Origin of the sequence: Pseudoxanthomonas wuyuanensis, from assembly GCF_900215535.1 — a bacterium.
In the GTDB taxonomy this organism is placed as follows: Bacteria; Pseudomonadota; Gammaproteobacteria; order Xanthomonadales; family Xanthomonadaceae; genus Pseudoxanthomonas_A; species Pseudoxanthomonas_A wuyuanensis.
This window is the reverse complement of sequence record NZ_OCND01000001.1, coordinates 650,253-671,058: the sequence shown is the minus strand read 5'-3', so window position 1 is coordinate 671,058 and position 20,806 is coordinate 650,253. Positions and strand designations below refer to the sequence as shown.

Annotated in this window: 15 protein-coding genes; 2 read left to right on the top strand and 13 right to left on the bottom strand. The window is 65.7% G+C overall.

Going from position 1 to position 20,806, the window contains the following annotated elements:
- Window positions 1–3 precede the first annotated feature (3 nt).
- From CRO39_RS02980 to CRO39_RS02965, 4 genes are all read right to left on the bottom strand, one after another.
- The gene (locus tag CRO39_RS02980) at window positions 4–1,143 is read right to left on the bottom strand and encodes a response regulator (RefSeq protein WP_097120366.1); all 1,140 of its coding nucleotides are present in this window, start codon (window positions 1,141–1,143) and stop codon (window positions 4–6) included.
- Between the two features lie 320 nt (window positions 1,144–1,463).
- Window positions 1,464–2,987 carry a lysine--tRNA ligase gene (gene lysS / locus CRO39_RS02975; protein ID WP_097120365.1) on the bottom strand — a complete coding sequence of 508 codons (1,524 nt, stop codon included), beginning with the start codon at window positions 2,985–2,987 and terminating at the stop codon, window positions 1,464–1,466.
- Window positions 2,988–3,202: 215 nt separating this feature from the next.
- A protein-coding gene (gene prfB / locus CRO39_RS02970) for a peptide chain release factor 2 (RefSeq protein WP_097120364.1) occupies window positions 3,203–4,328 on the bottom strand; the annotation gives its coding sequence in 2 pieces (ribosomal slippage) (window positions 3,203–4,252 and window positions 4,254–4,328; 1,125 coding nt in all).
- Window positions 4,329–4,379: 51 nt separating this feature from the next.
- Complete coding sequence (locus CRO39_RS02965) at window positions 4,380–5,276, bottom strand: LytTR family DNA-binding domain-containing protein (protein ID WP_097120363.1); 897 nt, start codon at window positions 5,274–5,276, stop codon at window positions 4,380–4,382.
- Window positions 5,277–5,432: 156 nt separating this feature from the next.
- Here CRO39_RS02965 and CRO39_RS02960 point away from each other — a divergent pair, with 156 nt between their 5' ends.
- A complete protein-coding gene (locus tag CRO39_RS02960) occupies window positions 5,433–6,644 on the top strand; it encodes an acyltransferase family protein (RefSeq protein ID WP_097120362.1) in 1,212 nt (403 codons plus the stop codon).
- A gap of 97 nt (window positions 6,645–6,741) precedes the next feature.
- On the opposite strand, the gene CRO39_RS02955 is transcribed toward CRO39_RS02960, so the two are convergent.
- The 7 genes from CRO39_RS02955 to carA form a co-directional block, all read right to left on the bottom strand.
- Window positions 6,742–9,630 carry a VIT domain-containing protein gene (locus CRO39_RS02955; RefSeq protein WP_244904249.1) on the bottom strand — a complete coding sequence of 963 codons (2,889 nt, stop codon included), beginning with the start codon at window positions 9,628–9,630 and terminating at the stop codon, window positions 6,742–6,744.
- 160 nt (window positions 9,631–9,790) lie between these two features.
- The gene (recJ, locus tag CRO39_RS02950) at window positions 9,791–11,512 is read right to left on the bottom strand and encodes a single-stranded-DNA-specific exonuclease RecJ (RefSeq protein WP_097120360.1); all 1,722 of its coding nucleotides are present in this window, start codon (window positions 11,510–11,512) and stop codon (window positions 9,791–9,793) included.
- Window positions 11,509–12,459 carry a phosphoglycerate mutase gene (locus tag CRO39_RS02945; protein ID WP_097120359.1) on the bottom strand — a complete coding sequence of 317 codons (951 nt, stop codon included), beginning with the start codon at window positions 12,457–12,459 and terminating at the stop codon, window positions 11,509–11,511. Before CRO39_RS02945 ends, recJ begins: the two co-directional genes overlap by 4 nt.
- Before the next feature lie 7 nt (window positions 12,460–12,466).
- Window positions 12,467–12,931, bottom strand: coding sequence for a transcription elongation factor GreA (gene greA / locus CRO39_RS02940; protein ID WP_484564699.1), 465 nt, complete (start codon window positions 12,929–12,931; stop codon window positions 12,467–12,469).
- 8 nt (window positions 12,932–12,939) lie between these two features.
- A complete protein-coding gene (gene carB / locus CRO39_RS02935) occupies window positions 12,940–16,182 on the bottom strand; it encodes a carbamoyl-phosphate synthase large subunit (RefSeq protein WP_097120357.1) in 3,243 nt (1,080 codons plus the stop codon).
- Entirely contained in the window at window positions 16,182–16,592 is a 411-nt protein-coding gene (locus tag CRO39_RS02930) for a four helix bundle protein (protein ID WP_097120356.1), read from the bottom strand. The genes carB and CRO39_RS02930 overlap by 1 nt, the downstream gene beginning before the upstream one ends.
- Window positions 16,589–17,743 carry a glutamine-hydrolyzing carbamoyl-phosphate synthase small subunit gene (carA, locus tag CRO39_RS02925; RefSeq protein ID WP_097120355.1) on the bottom strand — a complete coding sequence of 385 codons (1,155 nt, stop codon included), beginning with the start codon at window positions 17,741–17,743 and terminating at the stop codon, window positions 16,589–16,591. Before carA ends, CRO39_RS02930 begins: the two co-directional genes overlap by 4 nt.
- Window positions 17,744–17,982: 239 nt before the next feature.
- Between carA and CRO39_RS02920 the strand changes: the two genes are divergently transcribed.
- Window positions 17,983–18,486 (top strand): hypothetical protein, encoded by a 504-nt coding sequence (locus CRO39_RS02920; RefSeq protein ID WP_097120354.1) that lies wholly within the window; start codon window positions 17,983–17,985, stop codon window positions 18,484–18,486.
- A gap of 53 nt (window positions 18,487–18,539) precedes the next feature.
- Here the strand turns inward: CRO39_RS02920 and dapB are convergent, their stop codons facing one another.
- Together dapB and CRO39_RS02910 are read right to left on the bottom strand one after the other, a co-directional pair.
- The gene (gene dapB / locus CRO39_RS02915; protein WP_097120353.1) at window positions 18,540–19,265 is read right to left on the bottom strand and encodes a 4-hydroxy-tetrahydrodipicolinate reductase; all 726 of its coding nucleotides are present in this window, start codon (window positions 19,263–19,265) and stop codon (window positions 18,540–18,542) included.
- A 285-nt stretch (window positions 19,266–19,550) separates the two neighbouring features.
- The gene (locus tag CRO39_RS02910) at window positions 19,551–20,765 is read right to left on the bottom strand and encodes an aminotransferase-like domain-containing protein (protein WP_425479646.1); all 1,215 of its coding nucleotides are present in this window, start codon (window positions 20,763–20,765) and stop codon (window positions 19,551–19,553) included.
- Between the last annotated feature and the right edge of the window lie 41 nt (window positions 20,766–20,806).

The window sequence follows — 20,806 nt, the reverse complement described above, 5'->3', positions numbered from 1 at the left end:
GGCTTACTCCATCCCTGGACGGCTCTGCACCGTCGAGTATCGATCGCAAATGTCGTCCAACCGCGCCCGCCCCCGAATCAGCGCGTCGACACATGCAGGGTCGAACAGGCGGCCGCGCTGGGCGTACAGGTAGGCCAGGGCGGCATCCTTCTCCCAGGCCTTCTTGTACGGGCGCGGCGAAACCAATGCATCGAATACGTCCGCAACTGCCACTATCCTGGCTTCCAACGGAATCTCGTCGCCCACCAGGCCATCGGGGTAGCCGCTGCCGTCGTAACGCTCATGGTGGCGCAATGCGATGACCGCGCCGGTCTGGATGAAGCGGTTCTGGCTGCCGGACAGCAGCTGGTGGCCGATTTTCGGATGCCGGCGCATGACCTGGGCCTCCTCCTCGGTCAGCGGACCCGGTTTGAGCAGCACCGAGTCGGGAATGGCGATCTTGCCCATGTCGTGCAGCGGGGCGGCCATTTCGATGGTGCGCACGTCGTCTTCCGGCAGGCCCAGCTGTTCGGCGATCAGGCCGGCGATGTGGGCCATGCGTTCCAGATAGGCGCTGGTCCCGCTGTCGCGGAACTCGATGGCCCGCGCCAGCCGCGACAACGTCTCGCGTTCGCGTTCCTCGACCTCGTGCATGCTCGACAGCAGGCGCTGCTCCAGCGACAGCGCGCGTTGCTTGACGTTCTCGGACTGCTGCCGGAGCTGCAGCAGGTTGCGGCAGCGCGCCCGCAATTCGCGCGGCCGCACCGGCTTGACCAGAAAATCGATGACCCCGGCCTCCAGCGCCGCCTGGCGGATCGGCTCATCGCCGACCACGGTCACCAGGATGATGGCGATGTCGCGGTGCTTGGGCAGGCGGCGGAAACGGCGTGCGAATTCCAGCCCGTCCATGCCGGGCATCCGGTAGTCCAGCAGCAGCAGGTCGGTACGGTTCTGCTCGCACCACTCCAGGGCCACCTGCGGGTCGCCAAAATCGTACACGGTCAGTTCCGAGGCGATATCCTCGATCACATGGCGCAACATGGTGCGCGCAGAAGTCTGATCGTCGACGATGACGATGTTCAAAGCGCTACCTACCCCTTGGGGCCACAGCAAGTGGCTATCGGGCAAGGATACTCCGCTGTTGACTGCGCTGGCATCAAGCATTTTCCGTACGCCTTCTCAGTTGGAACGCCGGTGCAGGGACACCGTGCCCTTCGCCCCTGGGCGGAACCGGGTGCTTGCCTAGGGATTATCGGCCAGCGCGGTTTCGCATTGAGCGTGCGTGAAAAGCAAGCAGAAAACATGCCATTCACAAAAGTGAATGAATGAAACACTTAATGTGATGGCTGTCACGCTATTTGCACCATCGAGGCCCCGAAGGCCGAGTTTCCTCCGGCGTGTTCTACCCGGCAGCTGCCCAATCGCGGCGGCCGCGGCCCTGCAACGTCAACTCCCATCCTACCAGCAAGCCGCTGATGGCCAGCTCAACCATGGCTTTCCGGGCGCATGTACGGAAACAGCAGTACGTCACGAATCGAGTCCGAGCCGGTCAGCAGCATCACCAGCCTGTCGATGCCGATGCCCAGGCCGCCGGTGGGAGGCAACCCGACCTCCAGGGCGCGGATGTAGTCGGCATCGAAATGCATGGCTTCATCGTCGCCGCCCTCCTTGGCCTCGACCTGCGCCTGGAAACGCGCCGCCTGGTCTTCGGGATCGTTGAGCTCGGAAAAGCCGTTGGCCAGTTCCTTGCCGTTGATGAACAGCTCGAAGCGGTCGGTGTAACCGGGATCGCTGTCGTTGGCCCGCGCCAGCGGCGACACCTCGACCGGATGGTCGGTGATGAAGGTCGGCTGGATCAGGGTGTGCTCTACCGTCTTCTCGAAGATTTCCAGCAGCAGCTTGCCCCACCCGTATCCCTTCTTGACGTGAATGTTCAAGCGCTCGCAATGGCGCAGCAGCGCTTCGCGGTCGGTGCAGTCGGCAACGCTGATTTCCGGGTTGTGGTGGCGTACGGCTTCGTCCATGCGCCAGCGCCGGAATGCCGGTTCCAGATCGATCTGGTTGCCTTCCCAGGCCACCTTGCCGGTGCCCAGCACTTCATGGGCGACATCGCGGATCACCGCCTCGGTCAGGTCCATCACCTCGTTGTAGGTGGCGTAGGCCTCGTACAGCTCCAGCATGGTGAATTCCGGGTTGTGCCGGGTGCTGACGCCTTCGTTGCGGAAATTGCGGTTGATTTCGTAGACGCGCTCCAGCCCGCCGACGACCAGGCGCTTGAGGTACAGCTCCGGCGCCACCCGCAGGTACAGGTCCAGCCCCAGCGCGTTGTGGTGGGTGGTGAACGGTTTGGCCGCAGCGCCGCCGGGAATGTAATGCATCATCGGCGTCTCCACTTCCAGGAAGCGCCGGGCGTCCAGCCATTCGCGCATGGCGCGGACGATCCTGGAGCGCTTGACGAAGACATCGCGCGCCTCCGGATTGACGATCAGATCGACATAGCGCTGGCGATAGCGCTGTTCCACATCCGACAGGCCGTGCCATTTGTCCGGCAACGGGCGCAGCGACTTGGTCAGCAGGCGCAGCGACTGGGCCTTTACCGACAATTCGCCGGTGCGGGTGCGGGTCAACCCGCCCTCGACCGCAATGATGTCGCCGATGTCCCAGCCCTTGAACGCGTCATAGACCTCGGCCAGCGCATTGGACTGCAGGAACAGCTGGATGCGCCCGGACTCGTCCTGGATCTGCACGAAACTGGCCTTGCCCATGACCCGCTTGGCCATCAGCCGGCCGGCCAATCTGACCTGGCGCCCCGACGCCTCCAGCGCTTCGGCCGACCACAGTTCCGGATCGGCGTATTGCGCCTGCAGGTCGCCGGCGTAGTCGTCGCGGCGGAAATCGTTGGGAAAGGCGATGCCCTGCCCGCGCAGCGCCGTCAGTTTCGCGCGGCGCTCGGCGATGAGGCTATTCTCGTCGGCGTGGGTCTGCGGCGCGGGATTCTGGTCGGTCATGGCGGGGAGTCTGCGAGTGAGAGGGGGGTGAGGAGTGAGGAGTGAGAAATGAGGAGTGAGAAATGAGGAGTGAGAAATGAGGAGTGAGAAATGAGGAGTGAGGAGTGAGGAGTGAGAAGTGAGGAGTGAAGAGGTACCGCCTTTACTCGTTTCTCACTCCTCTCCACTCGTTTCTCGCTTCTCGTTCCTCACTCCTCTCCACTCGTTTCTCGCTCTCAAGCGTCAACACGTTTGGCTCCGGCCTCCAGGCCGGACTTCAGGCTGGCTTCGACGAACTCGTCCAGGTCGCCGTCCAGCACTTTCTGGGTGTCGGTGCGCTCGATGCCGGTGCGCAGGTCCTTGATGCGGCTTTGATCCAGCACGTAGTTGCGGATCTGGCTGCCCCAGCCGATGTCCGACTTGGTGGCCTCCACCGCATCGCGCTCGGCGTTGCGCTTCTGGATTTCCAGTTCGTACAGCTTGGCCGCCAGCATCTTCATCGCGGTGTCGCGGTTCTGGTGCTGGCTGCGGCCGTTCTGGCAGGCGACGACTATCCCGGTCGGCACATGGGTGATGCGCACCGCCGATTCGGTCTTATTGACGTGCTGGCCGCCAGCGCCGGAGGAGCGATAGACGTCGGTCTTCAGGTCGGCGGGATTGATGTCGATGTCGATGTTGTCGTCGACTTCCGGCGATACGAACACCGAGGTGAAGCTGGTATGGCGCCGGTTGTCCGAGTCGAACGGCGACTTGCGCACCAGCCGGTGCACGCCGGTTTCGGTCTTCAGCCAGCCGTAGGCGAAATCGCCCTCCACCCGCAACGTGGCCGACTTGATGCCGGCGACATCGCCGCCGCTGACTTCCATCAGCTCGGTCTTCCAGCCGCGCGATTCGCACCAGCGCAGGTACATGCGCAGCAGCATTTCCGCCCAGTCCTGGGCCTCGGTGCCGCCGGCGCCGGCCTGGATGTCGACGAAGGCATTGGCCGAATCCATCTGCCCGGAGAACATGCGCTGGAATTCCAGCTTCTCGACATGGGCGGCGTAGCGGTCGACATCGGCCACCACCGCCAGCGCGGTGTCCTCGTCGTTTTCGCTTTCGGCCAGTTCCAGCAGTTCCAGGGCTTCGCTCAGGCCCTCGCTGACGCTGGCGATGCCGCCGACGGTCTTGTCCAGCAGCGAACGTTCCCGGCCCAGGGTCTGGGCGTATTCGGGATTGTTCCAGATGTCGGGGTTTTCCAGCTCGCGGTTGACTTCTTCCAGACGCTCTTTCTTGGCGTCGTAGTCAAAGATACCCCCGTAGCGAGACCAGCCGTTCCTGCAGGTCGGCGATGCGCTGGCGGATGGGGTTCAATTCGATCATGGTGGTGGGGAGCGGTGCGAAACGGCCGCAAATTCTAGCAGCAAGGCGCGCTCAGGCGCCTGTAACCGCGTTTTCGCCCCCTACCCGCTCCCGCAGGTCGCTCCGGTAGCGGCGGCTGCAGGGCAAGGCGGTGGCGTCCTTCAGGTGGATGCGGGCATCGCCGGTATCCAGCGGTTCGATGGAAGCCACCTGGTCCAGGTTGACGATGTAGCTGCGGTGGATGCGGGCGAAGCGGCCGGGATCCAGCTTGCCCTCGATGCCGGCGATGGTGCTGCGCAGCGGGTAGTCGTGCCCGCGCACGCGCAGATTGACGTAGTTGCCGGACGCCTGCAGCCATTCGATGTCGTTGGCGGCCACCAGGAACTCCCGGCCCAGCTTGCGCACCAGGAAGCGTTCCGGCCGCTCCACCGGCTCCAGCGGCGGGCCCTCGTCCGGTTCGGTCAGCAGGCTGGCCTCGCCCTGCCAGCGCCGCAGCAGCATCCGGTAGCCCTCCATGGTCACGACGATATAGACAAAGCTGCGGACGTCCTTGAGGTACTCATAGAACAGCTCGCGTGGCCACGGGCCGAAGTCGTAGCCCATGCCCTGCGTCCGGTAGGCGACGATGCGCAGCGCCACCATGCCCGCCACATGCACCAGGCAGACCGCCACACTGGCCCCAACATAACCGGCCAGTTGCCGCCGCCAGTTCCCCCAGTGGAACGGGAACCGGCGCGTGTACCAGGCGATGGCCGGCAGCACCACCAACAGCCACATCAGGCCACTGCTGGCCTCCCAGACCACCGGTTCCCACGCCTGGATGGACGAACCGCCGCGACGAAAATCCATCACCGTGGTGATGCTGTTGCCGACGCAGTTGGCGCCGATCATCGCGACCCAGAAGCCGATCTCGACCCAGCGCCTCCATGGCAGGTAGCGTTCGTAGCTCATCGAATCGGCATGGCTCATGCGCGCATTCTAAGCCTCGAACCTTCTGCATCCGTCCCGCTTCGTCCCCAGCTTCCGCGATTCGTCCCTGTTTCAGGGCGCGCCGTCCCCTCGCAGTGGTCATACGGCAGCCGCGTCGCGAGCCTGTGCGGACACTACTAGACGGGAGACGATTCGATGCAACGCCGCCATGATCTGGACTGGGTCCGCGTCTGCGCCTTCGGGCTGCTGGTCCTGTACCACGTGGGCATGTACTACGTTAGCTGGGACTGGCATGTGAAAAGCCCCGAGGCCGGGACGGCGCTGGAGCCGTTCATGATGCTCAGCTCGCCATGGCGGCTGTCGCTGCTGTTCCTGGTGTCCGGCGTGGCCACCGCCTTCCTGCTGGGCAAGGCGCAGCGCGCGGCCACGGCAGCAGGCACCCGGGTGCGCTTCCTGGGCGGACGCTCGTGGCGGCTGCTGCCGCCGTTGATCTTCGGAATGCTGGTAATCGTGCCGCCGCAGTCCTACTACCAGGTGGTGGAACAGTTGCCGGGCGGCTACCACGAAGGCTACCTGGCCTTCTACGGACGCTACCTGGGCGCCTACCAGGGCTTCTGCGGCGCCGATGGCGGCTGCCTGATCCTGCCGACCTGGAATCACCTGTGGTTCGTCGCCTACCTGTGGGTGTACACCGTGGCGCTGTGGCTGCTGTGGAGGTGGCTGCCACGCCTGCTGGACGCGGCCAGGGCGCCGGTGGCCCGGGCGCTGTCGGGGAGCGGCATCCTGCTGTGGCCGATCCTGTTCTTCGCGGTGGCGCGCGTCACGCTGATCGGGATTTTCGACTCCACTCACGCCCTGGTCGATGACTGGTACAACCACGTCCAGTACTTCGGCATCTTCCTGCTCGGTTTCCTGATCGCACGCAGCGAAGGCATCTGGGCCGCGATGCAGCGCTTCCGCTGGCTCGCCCTGGCGCTCTGGCTGGGCAGTTGGTGGGCCATCACGGCCTATTTCGGCCATTTCGTCGAGGTTGCGCCTGCGCACTGGCTGCGGTTGCTGATGCGGGCAGCGTGGGGCCTGAACCAGTGGTGCGCCATCATCGCCATCCTCGGCTTCGCGAGCCGCCTGGCGCCCGGCGACAGCCCGGCGCTGCGCTATCTGTCTCAGGCGGTGTTCCCGGTGTACATCCTCCACCAGACGGTCATCGTGGTGCTGGCCCACCACTTCAAGGCGTTCGCCCTGCCCCCACTGGCCGAGGGGCCATTGCTGGTCGTGCTGACGTTGGGCCTGTGCTTTGCCGGATACGAACTTGTCCGCCGCATCGGCTGGTTGCGGCCGCTGTTCGGCCTGAAGATGGAACCTCGGCAGATGAAGACGGCCCGGGTGTCGCCGGTATCGGAAAGCTGAACGGCAGTCCGGCACGGGTCGCGGCGAGCCGACCGCTCGATCCGTGCGGGACATCCGTTCGAACGTCGCAACTGGCGCCGTGCTATCGCTCCGGGTTTCACTTCACCTCGAATTCGCCGACCAGCACGGTCTCGGACTCTTCCTTCAGGCGCATCGTCACCAGTTGCTCCTGCGCCTTGGCGGTGCCGAAGTGCGTGGTGAGCTTCAGCTGCAGCGTAGTGGCGCCTGTCACCAGTTGCTGCTGGTCGCCGAAGAAATTGGCTTCCACTTTGTATTTGCCGGGCTTGGCGTCGCGCAGAGAGAACTCCTCCGGCCCGTAGCCGCCAGTGAAGTCGTCCGACAAGCGTCCTCCCTGGTAGGTCAGCGAGTTGCCGTAGTAGCACTTCTCGTCATTGGGATCGGTGACCCACAGATCCATGTCGCTGTTGTCGCTGTCCCAACTCAGTACCACGCGCAGATCCAGCGGCAGATTCTTCAGCAGCCGCGGATCGAGGGCACGCGTATCCGGCCGCTGACGTGCGTTGGCGATGATGGCGTTGAGCTCGGCCAATGCGATCAGCGTGACGCCATCGAATCGGTCATCCCAGTCGCGTTTCACCACTTCGTACAACTGCTCGATAGCCGGCTGGGTCCTGCCGACTGCCGCGTAGGCCAGGCCCAGATCGCGGAAACTTTGCGGCTCTTCTTCGGCCAGGCGCTTGACCTTCTCGAATACCGGCACCGCCAGCACAGGTTGCCTGGCCTGCATCAGCCGATACGCCAACACGCGCAGGATGTGGCGGTTCTCCAGCTCCATTTCCGCCAGATTCGACAACACGCGCAGCGCAAGGTCATCCTGTCCTTTCTCGAACAGCACATCGGTCACGTCCAGGTAGAACGCGACGCTATCGGCATAGGAGTCTCGCTCATCCAGGTACAGGGCATAGACCCGATCCGCTGCCGCCTCACGCAGCCGGCGACCGTAGGGCGATTCCGGTTGCCAGGCCTGCAGTGCGATGCGGATGGCACCGGAGTTGGCCGGGCTTTCCTGCCTGTCCTCTTCGGCCAACCTGGTGCCGGTCACGACTATGCTGTCCAACGTCCCTTGCTGGCTCGCGGCAGCCTGCTCCCGAAGCCGATAGGCATCACCGGCCGCCTGTGGCGACGATATCGAAGGCGCAGGTGCGGCCAGTGCCGGAGGCGGCGAAGAGGCGAATTCCGCGCCAGTTGCCGCCACCGCTTTGTCGAGCAAGCGCTGCGGTGGGCCTTTCGGCCACCTGTTGTGCCACCAGGCGATCTTCTCCTCGAAGGCCTCCGCGACCCAGTCCAGGCGCTCGTGCGCGGACTCGGATTTCTGCCGATCGTCCGCCGATTTCAGCGCCGCGAACTGCGCCTCCCATCCAGCGGGCGGCGCGATGTCGTAGCGTACATAGTCCTCCACCGTTTCCAGCACGATCAGTGAGGTTTCGGCGGTCACCAAACCGAACTGCTGACCAAGACGACGGATACGCGCGCGGTTGGCCTCCCCATCGCCAGACAGGCCGTCCACCCAGTAAGCCGCCCATAGCTGGCCGATAGGTCCGCCCTGCGCTGCATGGCGCGCGTCGATGGGCAACTCCAGCGTCCGCAGCCGACCATCGGCATGCCGGTATTCCACGCGCAAGGCGCCGGAAAGCGCGCGCAGCTTGCCGGCGATGCGAAACACGCCGTCGCGCGGAACCGCGGATTCGTACACCAGATCCTCGCCACCGGCCAGATCGTGCGACAGCAGCCGCGGGCGTTCGCTCAACAGGCGTTTCACCGCAACGGGAACTCCCTCGGCATCGAACGCGATCGATTCGCCGCCGTTGCCTTCGGCCCAGGCCCGCAGGCGCTGGCCGTCGGCGTGTGCCCCCGCAGTATGCAGCGTGTACAGGCGCTGGCCGGATGGTAGCGCGGGGAACGCCTGCGCGCCGTAGTTGCTCAAGCCATCGCTGAAAAGCAGGTACTCATCGGTGCCGGATTGAGGCTGCCAGTCACCCAGATTACTGGCCCCGTCGTAGATGGTTTCGCGCAACGCTGACTTGATCGCCCGCCAGTCGCCGCCGCGCACCTGGAACGTCACCGCAGGCTCGGCGCGATCACGCAACCGAATCAACGACACCTCGATGTCGCCTGCGGCCTTGAAGTAGGCGTCCAGTACGGCCGACTCGCTGCCGAAATCACGCCGACGCGCGGACGCCGAACTGTCCCACAGCAGTCCCATCTTCTTCGGCAAGCGGCGCTGTGCGGAACCTTCGTCTGCCGGCACTTCCGCCAGGAAATAGACCTGGCCATCGATGCGTTGCGTGTAAACCCGCGGCTCCAACGTGCGCGGCAGGTCAACCGCCAGTTCGCCGACGCGGAACTTCGCGAAACGGGATTCCGCCGACCAACCATCGCCGTCGCGTTCGAATGCCAGCGCACCCAGCGTGTCCTCGGCGACCGGCTTTTCTGTCTGTCCTCGTACCTCCAGCCGCAGCGAAAGCGAATCGGCGCCACGGGCGAAATCCAGCGGCAAGGATAGGCGGCTGATCCTGCCGCGTTGCGTCAGGCTTTCGCTGTACTGCAGCCTGACCCGCCGGCTGCCGCGGGCGGGTATCGGAAAGATACGCAGCTTGAAATGATTGCCGGCGGTCTGCTCCAGCAACGCCGGGTCCACTTGGCGGCGCTCAATGGCCTCGAATACCTGCTGCCCCTTGGCTTTTTCCACGGGGACCGCCGGACGCATCCGCCCCTCGAAATCCAACGCGAAGCCGGTGATGCGCTGCCCGTCGCGCAGCGGGAAATTCAACTGACCTTCCAGTGGGCGGTTGTTCGGGTTGTAGAAGACCAACTCGACCGTGGTCTGCGCCAGGCTGCCGAAAACCGTGGCGTCCACATCCGCAGTACGCAGCGTGACCGGCGATTCGCCATCATGGACCTCCAGCAGCGGCGGCAACCGCGGCGCAGTCAGATCCTGCGCGCCAGAGAGCGAGGCAGCTGCCATCCACGCCAATAGTCCAAACCAGGCCAGTCCGTTGCGTTTGATCCGCGTCATATGCGTGCCGCTGCCGAAGTGGAAGACAGGCTAGCAAACGGACCGGCTGTCCGGATGGGGTTACACGTCTTTCGGCGAACGCCGTGGTAGTTCGCCCGGTCGGTGCCGGCTAGACCGGCAGCCAGTGCCGGATCACCAGTTGGATGCCGCGGCGGTCCTGGTAATCGTCGGTATCCAGCTGGTAAGCCGCGTGGATGCGCAATGGCGGTGGCTGATCCTTCCAACCGCTGAAATGGATGGCGTTGACCGGCTGCGCCCGGCCGACGGCGCGCAGCGAGAACTTCAGGTGGCGCTCGCCGACCACACGCCATTCCAGCACGTCGAATTCGCCGTCGAACAGCGGCTCCGGAAAGCCCTGCCCCCACGGCCCGCCGTCGCGCAGGGCCTCGGCGTGCAGACGCTCGAATTCGTCGCCGCGCAGTTCGCCGTCGCTGTGCAGCTCGGCCCGCAGCAGGCTTGCATCCAGTAACGCCTGTGCCCGTGCATGGAATACCTCTGCGAAGCGGGCAAAATCCGCCTGTTGCAGACTCAGCCCGGCCGCCATCGCATGCCCGCCGAACTTGACCATCAAACCGGGATAGGCGGCGTCGATCGCAGCCAGCGCGTCGCGGATATGGAAACCGGGAATCGAGCGTGCCGATCCGCGCAGACTGTCGCTGCCCGGCTCGGCCGGCGCGAACGCGATGACCGGACGATGCAGCCGTTCCTTCAGCTTGGACGCGACCAGTCCGACCACGCCGGGATGCCAGTCGGCGTCGAACAGGCACAGCGCCACCGGCGGCTCATCGCCGTCGACGTGGAACTGCCCGAGCGCCGCCACGGCCTCGTCGACCATCTGCTGCTGCACGCCGCGGCGTTCGGCATTGATGCCATTGAGCAGTTGCGCGATCTCGGCGGCCTGTACCGGGTCATCGGTCAGCAGGCACTCGATACCCAGCGCCATGTCTTCCAGGCGGCCGGCGGCATTCAGGCGCGGAGCGATGGCGTAGCCGATATCGCTGGCGCTGAGCGTGGCAGCAGTGCGTCCGGCCACATCGATCAGCGCGCGCAGGCCGGCGCTGCCCTGCCCGGCCCGCAGCCGGCGCAGTCCAGCGGAGACCAGCGCCCGGTTGTTGACATCCAGCGGCACCAGATCGGCCACCGTGCCGACTGCGACCAGATCCAGCAGCACGGTCAGGTCCGGCTCGCCAGCGGGGAAGGCCCCCGCCCGGCGCAGATGCCGCCGCAGCGCCAGCAGCACGTAGAACATCACCCCGACCCCGGCCAGCGCCTTGCTCGGGAAGCTGTCGCCGGGTTGGTTCGGATTGACGATCGCATCGGCTGCCGGCAACGCATCGCCGGGCAAATGATGGTCGGTGACCAGCACCTGCCAGCCTTTGGCTTTGGCGGCGGCGATACCGGCGTGGCAAGCGATGCCATGATCGACGGTGACCAGCAGGTCCGGCCGCATCGCCGCCAGCTCCTCGACCAGCGTCGGCGACAGTCCGTAGCCATGCACCATCCGGTTGGGAACTGCGGGTGTCACCCGCGCGGCACCGAGCATCTGCAGGCCTCTCACTCCCAGCGCGCAGGCGGTGGCGCCATCGCAGTCGAAATCGCCGACCACAACGATGTGGCGATCCGCAGCGATCGCTTCGGCCAGCAGACCGACCGCCTTGTCCATTCCGCTCAGCAGATCCGGCGACAACAACTGCGCCAGTCGCGGCTGCGCCTGTTCGATCGCGGTCGCCCCGCGGGCGCAATAGATCCGTTGCAGCAGCGCCGGCACGCTGGCCGGCCAGGCTCCGGAGATTTCGGCATGGCGGCGGCGGATACTGGGACTGACGGTCATGCCGGCACGGCGTCGGACTTGGTGGCATCCAGATGCGGCTGCGGCCGGCGCCAGAACCGCCAGCGCTGGTTGCGCTGCAGTTGGAAGATCGCCCCGTCCTGGAAGTCCAGCGTCAGCGCATCCAGTTCGCGCCGCGCCAGCGCCGCCAGCAGCGGCTGCAGCGCATCGCGTGCCAGCAGATCCAGACTGCGCAGGTGACGCAGATCGATCAGCGCATCGATATGGCCATCGTCGCCGCCATCGGCGTCCACACCGGCGGCCTTGGCCAGCGAGCGCAGCAGCACTTCGCTGCCCTTGACCTGACGGAAGCGCGTACGCACGAAATCCGGCAGCACGCCGCCGCCCCAGAACCACAGCGAATTCACCGGCGGCTTGCCCTGCGCGACGCGCTGCGCGTTCCATGGATGATTGTGCAAGGTCACCTGCGCCTCGCTCAGCAACGCGCGCCAACGGCGGCCGGCATCGCCCTCGGGCAGGTGGGCGAACAGATCGTCGCCCAGCACTTCCTCGACCGGTGCGAACGCCGGCAACCTGGCCTCGCGCGGCACGCGCAGGTACCAGCGCGATGGATGCGGCGCGTCCAGGGTGAAGCCGGCATCGCCAAACATCGGGCGCAGCGCCGGCAGCAGTTGGGCGACGTCCTCTCCGGTCAGCTCCAGCGCCTCGCCGTGCGCCATCATCCTGGCGCCGGCGGCATCGGGAGCGATCCTTACCGGATCGGCGCGCAGCCAGCCGCCATGCGCGGCATCGTCGCTGTCCAGTTGCCGGGTCAGCGCCGCCACCGGCCAGTGGTCGGGCAGCAGTTGGAATTGCCGGCGCAGTTGCTCACGCGCACCGCCCTCGGCCAACGACCGATCGGCGCGGCCCAGCGCCCGCGCCAGCTCCACCGTCAGCGCCTGGCCGGGCAACCGGCTGCGCAAAGGCAGCAGCAGCGTGGCCGAGGCCATGATCGCGTCAGTCGTCGTAGGAAACGTTGACGATTTCGTACTCGCGCTGGCCGGCGGGGGCGTCGATGGTGACCGCGTCGCCCTCATGCTTGCCGATCAGCGCGCGCGCCAGCGGCGAGGAGATGGCAATCAGGCCCTGCTTGATGTCCGCTTCCAGATCGCCGACCACCTGGTAGCGCTTCTCCTCGTCGGTATCGACATCGGCCAGCGTGACGATGGCGCCGAACACCACGCGCGAGCCGGCATTGAGCTTGCTGACGTCGATGATTTCCGAATGCGACAGCTCGCTTTCCAACTGTTTGATGCGGCCTTCTATGAAGCCCTGCTGTTCGCGCGCGGCATGGTATTCGGCGTTTTCCTTCAGATCGCCATGCGCGCGCGCCTCGGCAATGGCGGCGATGACTTCGGGCCGCTTCACCGACTTCAGCAAATCCAGTTCCTGGCGCAGACGCTGTGCGCCTTTCATCGTCAATGGGGCTCTCACCCTTGTAGCTCCTTGTGCAGTTCCTGCAACGCCAGGACCGGGCCGGTGCCGCGGTACTCCAGCGAATGCACCAGCGCCCTGGCGCCGGCGACGGTAGTCGAATAGGTGACGCGATGTTGCAGCGCCTCGCGCCGGATCGAGAACGAGTCGGCAATCGCCTGGCGCCCTTCGGTCGTATTGACGATATACACGATTTCGCCGTTCTTGATCAGATCCACGATGTGCGGGCGGCCCTCGACCACCTTGTTGATCAGCTCGCACTGCAGGCCGTTCTGGCGCAGCCACGCGCCGGTGCCCTGGGTGGCGACCAGGCTGAATCCGCGTTCGACCAGGGCCTGCGCCACCGGCAGCACGCGCTTCTTGTCCGGGTCGCGGACCGAGACGAAGGCCTTGCCCGGTGCAGGCGCCTTGATGCCGCCGGCCTCCTGCGCGCGCGCCATCGCCGCGCCGAAGCTGCGGCCCACGCCCATCACCTCGCCGGTGGAACGCATCTCCGGCCCGAGAATCGGGTCCACGCCCTGGAACTTGGCGAACGGGAAGATGGCTTCCTTGACCGAATAGTAGTCCGGCACGATTTCCTTGACGGCGCCCTGCCCGGCCAGCGACTTGCCGGCCATGCAGCGCGCGGCGATCTTGGCCAGCGGCATGCCGGTGGCCTTGGACACGAACGGCACCGTCCGCGAGGCGCGCGGATTCACTTCCAGCAGGAACACGGTGTCGTCGCCGTCATCGTTGGACTGGATGGCGAACTGGGTGTTCATCAGCCCGACCACGTTGAGCGCCTTGGCCAGCTCCACCACCTGCCGGCGCAACTCGTCCTGGGTCTTGGCCGACAGCGAATACGGCGGCAGCGAGCACGACGAGTCGCCCGAATGCACGCCGGCCTCCTCGATATGCTCCATCACCCCGCCAATCAGTACCGCACCGGTGTGATCGGCAATGATGTCCACGTCCACCTCGACGGCATTGTCCAGGAAGCGGTCCAGCAGCACCGGCGAGTCGTTGGAGACCTTGACCGCATCGCGCACGTAGCGCGCCAGATCGGATTCGCCATAGACGATTTCCATCGCCCGCCCGCCCAGCACGTAGGACGGGCGCACGACCAGCGGATAGCCGATCTCACGCGCCAGCACCAGCGCTTCGTCGGCGTTGCGGGCAATGCGGTTGGGCGGCTGCTTCAGGCCCAGCTTGTCGACCAGTTGCTGGAAGCGCTCGCGGTCCTCGGCCAGGTCGATCGAATCGGGCGAGGTGCCGATCACCGGCACGCCGTTGGCTTCCAGCGCCCGCGCCAGCTTCAGCGGGGTCTGCCCGCCATACTGCACGATGACGCCCTTGGGCTGCTCCAGCTCGACGATGGCCAGCACGTCTTCCAGCGTCAGCGGCTCGAAGTACAGGCGGTCGGAAGTGTCGTAGTCGGTGGACACGGTTTCCGGGTTGCAGTTGACCATGATGGTCTCGTACCCGTCTTCGCGCAGCGCCAACGCCGCATGCACGCAGCAGTAATCGAACTCGATGCCCTGGCCGATGCGGTTGGGACCGCCGCCCAGGATCATGATCTTGTCGCGGTTGCTGGGCTCGGCCTCGCATTCTTCCTCATAGGTCGAATACAGGTAGGCGGTGCTGGTGGCGAACTCGGCCGCGCAGGAATCCACCCGCTTGTACACCGGCTTGATGTTGTGCGCGCGGCGCAGCGTGCGCACGGCCGCCTCGTCGGTGCCGGCCAGCTGCGCCAGCCGCGCATCGGAGAAGCCCATCCGCTTGAGCTTGCGCAAGCGCGCCGCTTCCAGCGAACCCAGGCCATCGCTGGCGAGCTGCCGCTCCTCGGCGATGAGTTCCTCGATCTGATCCAGGAACCACGGGTCGATGAACGACAGCGCGTGCACCTGTTCGACGCTCATGCCGGCGCGGAACGCATCGGCCACGTAGAACAACCGCTCCGGCCCTGGCGATTTCAGCTCGCGGCGCAGTTCGACCAGTTCTTCCTCATTGGCCAGGTCCAGCCCGGTCGGATCCAGCCCGACCTTGCCGGTTTCCAGCCCGCGCAGCGCCTTCTGCAGCGATTCCTGGAAGGTGCGGCCCATCGCCATCACCTCGCCGACCGATTTCATCTGCGTGGTCAGGCGCGCATCGGCGGCCGGAAATTTCTCGAACGCGAAACGCGGAATCTTGGTGACCACGTAGTCGATGGCCGGTTCGAACGAGGCCGGGGTCAGCCCGCCGGTGATCTCGTTCTTCAGTTCGTCCAGCGTATAGCCGACCGCCAGCTTGGCGGCGACCTTGGCGATCGGGAAGCCGGTGGCCTTGGACGCCAGCGCCGACGAACGCGATACGCGCGGGTTCATTTCGATCACCACCACGCGGCCGGTCTGCGCGTTGATGCCGAACTGCACGTTGGAGCCGCCGGTATCCACGCCGATCTTGCGCAACACCGCGATCGAGGCATCGCGCAGGCGCTGGTATTCCTTGTCGGTCAGGGTCTGCGCCGGCGCCACGGTGATGCTGTCGCCGGTGTGCACGCCCATCGGGTCCAGGTTTTCGATCGAGCAGACGATGATGCAGTTGTCCGCGGTGTCGCGGACCACTTCCATCTCGAATTCCTTCCAGCCCAGCACGGATTCTTCGACCAGCACTTCGCTGACCGGCGACAGCTCCAGGCCGCGCTTGACGATGTCCTCGAATTCTTCGCGGTTGTAGGCGATGCCGCCGCCACTGCCGCCCAGGGTGAAGCTGGGGCGGATGATGGTGGGATAGCCGACCCGGGTCTGGATCTCGACCGCCTGCTCGAAGGTCTTGGCGACCTCGGCCTTCGGGCACTCCAGGCCGATTTCGCCCATCGCCACGCGGAACAGTTCGCGGTCCTCGGCCATCATGATGGCCTCGCGCTTGGCGCCGATCAGTTCGACGCCGTACTTCTCCAGCACGCCGTGGTCGGCCAGGTCCAGCGCGCAGTTCAGCGCGGTCTGCCCGCCCATGGTCGGCAGCAGCGCGTCGGGCTTTTCCTTGGCGATGATCTTCTCGACCGTCTGCCAGTTGATCGGCTCGATATAGACCGCATCGGCCATTTCCGGGTCGGTCATGATGGTGGCCGGATTGCTGTTGACCAGCACCACCCGGTAACCCTCGTCGCGCAGCGCCTTGCACGCCTGCGCGCCCGAGTAGTCGAACTCGCAGGCCTGGCCGATGACGATCGGGCCAGCGCCGATGATGAGGATGGTTTTTAGATCGGTGCGTTTGGGCATCAGTAGCTCCGGGACCGGGGACCGGGGACCGGGGACCCGGTAGATTCCAGTCGTTGAATGAGTGAACGATGCAGCTTGTGCAGCATCTTGCTGACCCGCTCCGCGGTTTCCATCAGGGGAATCATCCTGTCCCCATCAGCCAATGAGAGCTCCGTAGCCAGCGTCAACTGAGTTTGCAGCTCGGCAACCGAACCGCTGGCCATCGAAACGAAACGCGCATAGTCGCGGGTGGAGGCCCGGGCGTTGCCTTCGGCGATGTTCGAGGGGATCGAAACGGCGGCGCGCTGCAACTGCGCACTCAAACCATAGCGTTCTTCCCTTGGGAACTCCGACGTCATGACATAGACCGCCTTGGCGAGATCGATGGCCAAGCGCCAGACCTCCAGTTCGCGGAAATGCGATGGGTTCAAGGGACCTTTCCCCGGTCCCCGGTCCCCGGTCCCCGGTCCCGCATGGATGCGAGGAACCTATCGAACAACGGCGCCACATCGTGCGGACCTGGCGAAGCTTCCGGGTGGCCCTGGAACGAGAAGGCCGGTGCGTCGGTCAGCTCGATGCCCTGGTTGGTGCCGTCGAACAGCGAGCGGTGGATTACACGGACATTCGCCGGCAGGCTGGTTTCATCGACCGCAAAACCATGGTTCTGCGAGGTGATCATGACCCGCCCGCTGTCGAGATCCTGCACCGGGTGATTGGCGCCGTGGTGGCCGTGGCCCATCTTCACCGTCTTCGCCCCGGCGGCAAGGGCCAGCAACTGATGGCCCAGGCAGATGCCGAAGGTGGGGATTTTCCTGGCGATGAACTCGCGGATGGCCTCAATCGCGTAGTCGCAGGGCTCCGGATCGCCGGGACCGTTGGACAGGAATACGCCATGCGGATTCAGCGCCAGGACCTCGGCGGCCGGAGTCTGCGCCGGCACCACGGTGATTTCGCAGCCGCGCTCGGCCAGCATGCGCAGGATGTTGTGCTTGACCCCGTAGTCGTAGGCGACGACCTTGAACTTGGGCTCTGCCGCCACGAATGCGCCGCTGTCCAGATCCAGCTGACCATCGCGCCATGGGTAAGCCTTGGTGGTGGACACCACCTTGGCCAGGTCCATGCCCTTCAGACCGGGGAACTTGCGCGCGGCTTCCAGCGCCTGCTCGACGTTGACTTCGCCCGCCATCAGCGCACCGTTCTGGGCGCCGCGTTCGCGCAGCAGCCGGGTCAGCTTGCGGGTGTCGATGCCGGCGATGGCGACGATGCCGCGGGCGATCAGCCACTCGGGCAACGGCGTCTGGCTGCGCCAGCTGCTGGGGCGGCGCGGCACATCGCGTACGATCAGGCCGGCGCACCAGACCTGGCCGGCTTCGTCATCTTGGTCGGTGCAACCGGTGTTGCCGATATGGGGATAGGTCAGCGTTACCAGCTGACGGGCGTAGGACGGGTCGGTCAGGATTTCCTGATAGCCGGTCATGGCGGTGTTGAACACCACTTCGCCGACCGACAGGCCGCTTGCGCCTACGGATTCGCCCTCGAACACGGTGCCGTCTTCGAGTACGAGAATTGCGGGTTGAGTCACGGGGCTCGCCTTGGGGTGGAGGAACCCTGTTCCACTGACTTGCGGCTGCAAGAAACCGCGAACGCGGTATTTCTCCGGTCCGGGGCGATGGGTAACAGGCGAGCGAGAATTGTACTGGGGAAAGCCGCAAAAGAAAACGGGCGCCCCGCTTTGACGCGGCCTGGATTGTGCCGTTGCCGGGTTTCTGGTATCCCATGCAACGGGGGCAGGCGCACGGCAGACCTGCGTGGGGGACAATCATGAACGCCGATACGATCTACACCAAGACCGATGCCGGCCTGCGCGAGATGCAGCACCGGTCGCACGGGCTGGACATACGCCACCGCACGCTGCTGATCATGCTGGACGGCAAGCGTGCCGTTTCCGACCTGGAGACCCAACTGGGCCGTGGCGACATGCTGCTGCCGATGCTGGCCCGGTTGCTGGAACTGGGGCTGATTACCGGCCTTTCCACGACGGCGTCGGCAGCGGTCGCATCGCCGGCTGCACCGGTGAAGGCCCCACCGGCAGCGCCGGCGCCAGCGGCCGATACCGACTGGAAGCAGCGGCGCCAGCGCGCGACCCACTTGCTGAACGAAATACTCGGCCCGATGGGCGACGGGCTGGCGGTGCGGATGGAAGCGCTGAAATCGCCCGAACAACTGCCGGAACTGCTGCAGCGCGGCCGCGAACTGGTCCGCGACCTGCGCGGCCAATCCGCGGCGCAGCGATTCGAGGAAGCGATCGGACCGCTTGAACCCTGAATGGCCGACCGCCGCCTAGAGGCCGCCATCGTTCGCAGCCGCAGATCCGGAACCTAGCCGGCAAACAGCAGATCGCGCATGCCGTACAAGCCAGGCGCGCAGCCGCGCAGGCGCTGGCCGGCCTGCAACGCTCCGCGGGCGAAGATGTCGCGGTTGGTCGCGCGGTGAATCAGTTCGATGCGCTCGCCAAGGCCGGTGAACTGCACGGTGTGTTCACCGACGATATCGCCGGCGCGCAGGCTGGCGTAGCGGACATCGCCGCCGGCCGTTCCCGCGGCCTGCCCCAGCGTCAGCGCAGTCCCCGATGGCGCGTCCTTCTTCTGGGTATGGTGCGACTCGACGATGTCGCAGTCCCATCCCTGCAGCGCCGAGGCGGCACGTTCGACCAGTTCGGTCAGCACCGCAACGCCCAGGCTGAAATTGGAGGCCCAGACCACCGCTATCCGGGTGGCCGCCTGCTGCAACGCCGCCTGCTGCGCATCGGACAGGCCGGTCGTGCCCGACACCAGCGCGGCGCCGCGTTCCGCACATAGCGACAGGATGGGGTCGAATCCCTCCGGCAGGCTGAAATCGATGGCGACATCGAAAGCGGGCGCCGCGGACAGTTCGCTGGCCGAAAAGTGCGGCACTCCCGCCACCACGCGCTGCGGCGGCGATTTGCGCGTGATTGCGGCGACCACGGCAAACTGCTCGGGCTGCTCGGCAGCCAGCCGCAACAAGGCCTGTCCCATGCGCCCGGAAGCGCCATGGATAAGAAGTCGGGTGGGAGATGTACTCATGTCGGCATGGTAGCGGCGACAGGCGGCATTGGCGACCGGGCACGGTGCGGGACCGGCTTCACTGGTCCAGTCCGCGGATAGCCGCCTTGTTTGCCGAAGCGGTTTCAGCCACGCCTGCTTCGGTGGGGACGTCGCGGCTGGTTTTCGACAACCGAATGGCCGCTCAGCCGCTCCCATCCCACCTGCCGCCCGGGAACCGGCTCAATCGGCAGAACGCGCAATCAGGACCCTGGGACCAGGCGCGTTTCGCCCTGCCCGGAGCCGCTCAGGGCGTGCCGTTGCCGCTCAGGCCGCGACCGCGCCCGCCTTGTTGGCGGCCACCGCCGCCTTCACCAGCACGCCCAGTTTTTCCATGCCTTGCTCGATCTTCTCGGCTGGCACGGTAACGAAGGACAGGCGCAGCGTGTTGACCTGCGGGTCGGCGGCGAAGAACGGTGCGCCCGGCACGAAGGCGACGTTCTGCTCGATCGCCTGCGCCAGCAGCGCGCCGGTATCGATGCCTTCCGGCAGGGTGACCCAGATGAACATACCGCCGGCCGGCCGGTTCCAGCGCGCTTCGGCCGGAAAATGGCGCTCCAGCGCCGACAGCATCAGTTCGCACTGATGAGCGTAGAGAGTGCGAATTTCCGGAATATGCCGGTCCAGGAAGCCGCCCTGCAGCGCTTCGTAGACGATGCGCTGGGAAAACGATGGCGTATGCAGATCCGCCGCCTGCTTGGCCTGGACCAGCTTGCCGTGCAGTTCTTCCGGCGCGATCAGGTAACCCAGGCGCAGCCCGGGCGCCAGCACCTTGGAGAACGAGCCCATGTAGACCACGTTGTCCGGATTCATCGACAGCAGGCTGGGCAGCTGCTCGCCGTGGTAGCTGAGTTCGCCGTACGGATCGTCTTCGACCACCAGCACGCCGGCTTCGGTGACCCGCTGGACCAGCGCCTGGCGGCGATCCAGCGGCATCCGGCGGCCGGTCGGATTCTGGAAATTGGGCAGGCAGTACATGAAGCGTCCGCCCTGCAACTGTTCGGCGGTCAGCGCCTCGGTGACGATGCCCTGCTCGTCCGTCCGCATCGGCACGAACTGCGGCTGGAACAGCGAAAACGCCTGCAATGCGCCCAGATAGCTGGGGGTTTCCACCAGCACCTTGCTGCCTTCGTCGATCAGCACCTTGCCCAGCAGGTCCAGGCCCTGCTGCGAACCGGTCGTGATCAGCACCTGGCTGGGGCGGATGGTCACCCCGTTCTTGCTGTGGCGGGCCGCAATCCACTCGCGCAGCGGGGTGTAGCCCTCGGTCGGCCCGTACTGCAGCGCCGCATGCGGGGCTTCGTCGAACACCTTGTCGGTGGCTTCACGCATCCGCTGGACCGGGAAGGTGGCTGGCGACGGCAGGCCGCCGGCAAAGGAAATGACTTCCGGGCGCTCGGTGACTTTGAGGATTTCGCGGATCGCCGAGCTGGTCAGCGCCTGCGCACGTTTGGAAAGAGTGAATTTGACGGTCATGGCCATAGTTTAGTGGCTGCCGCGGCTTTTGGGGGGACTGTTCCAGA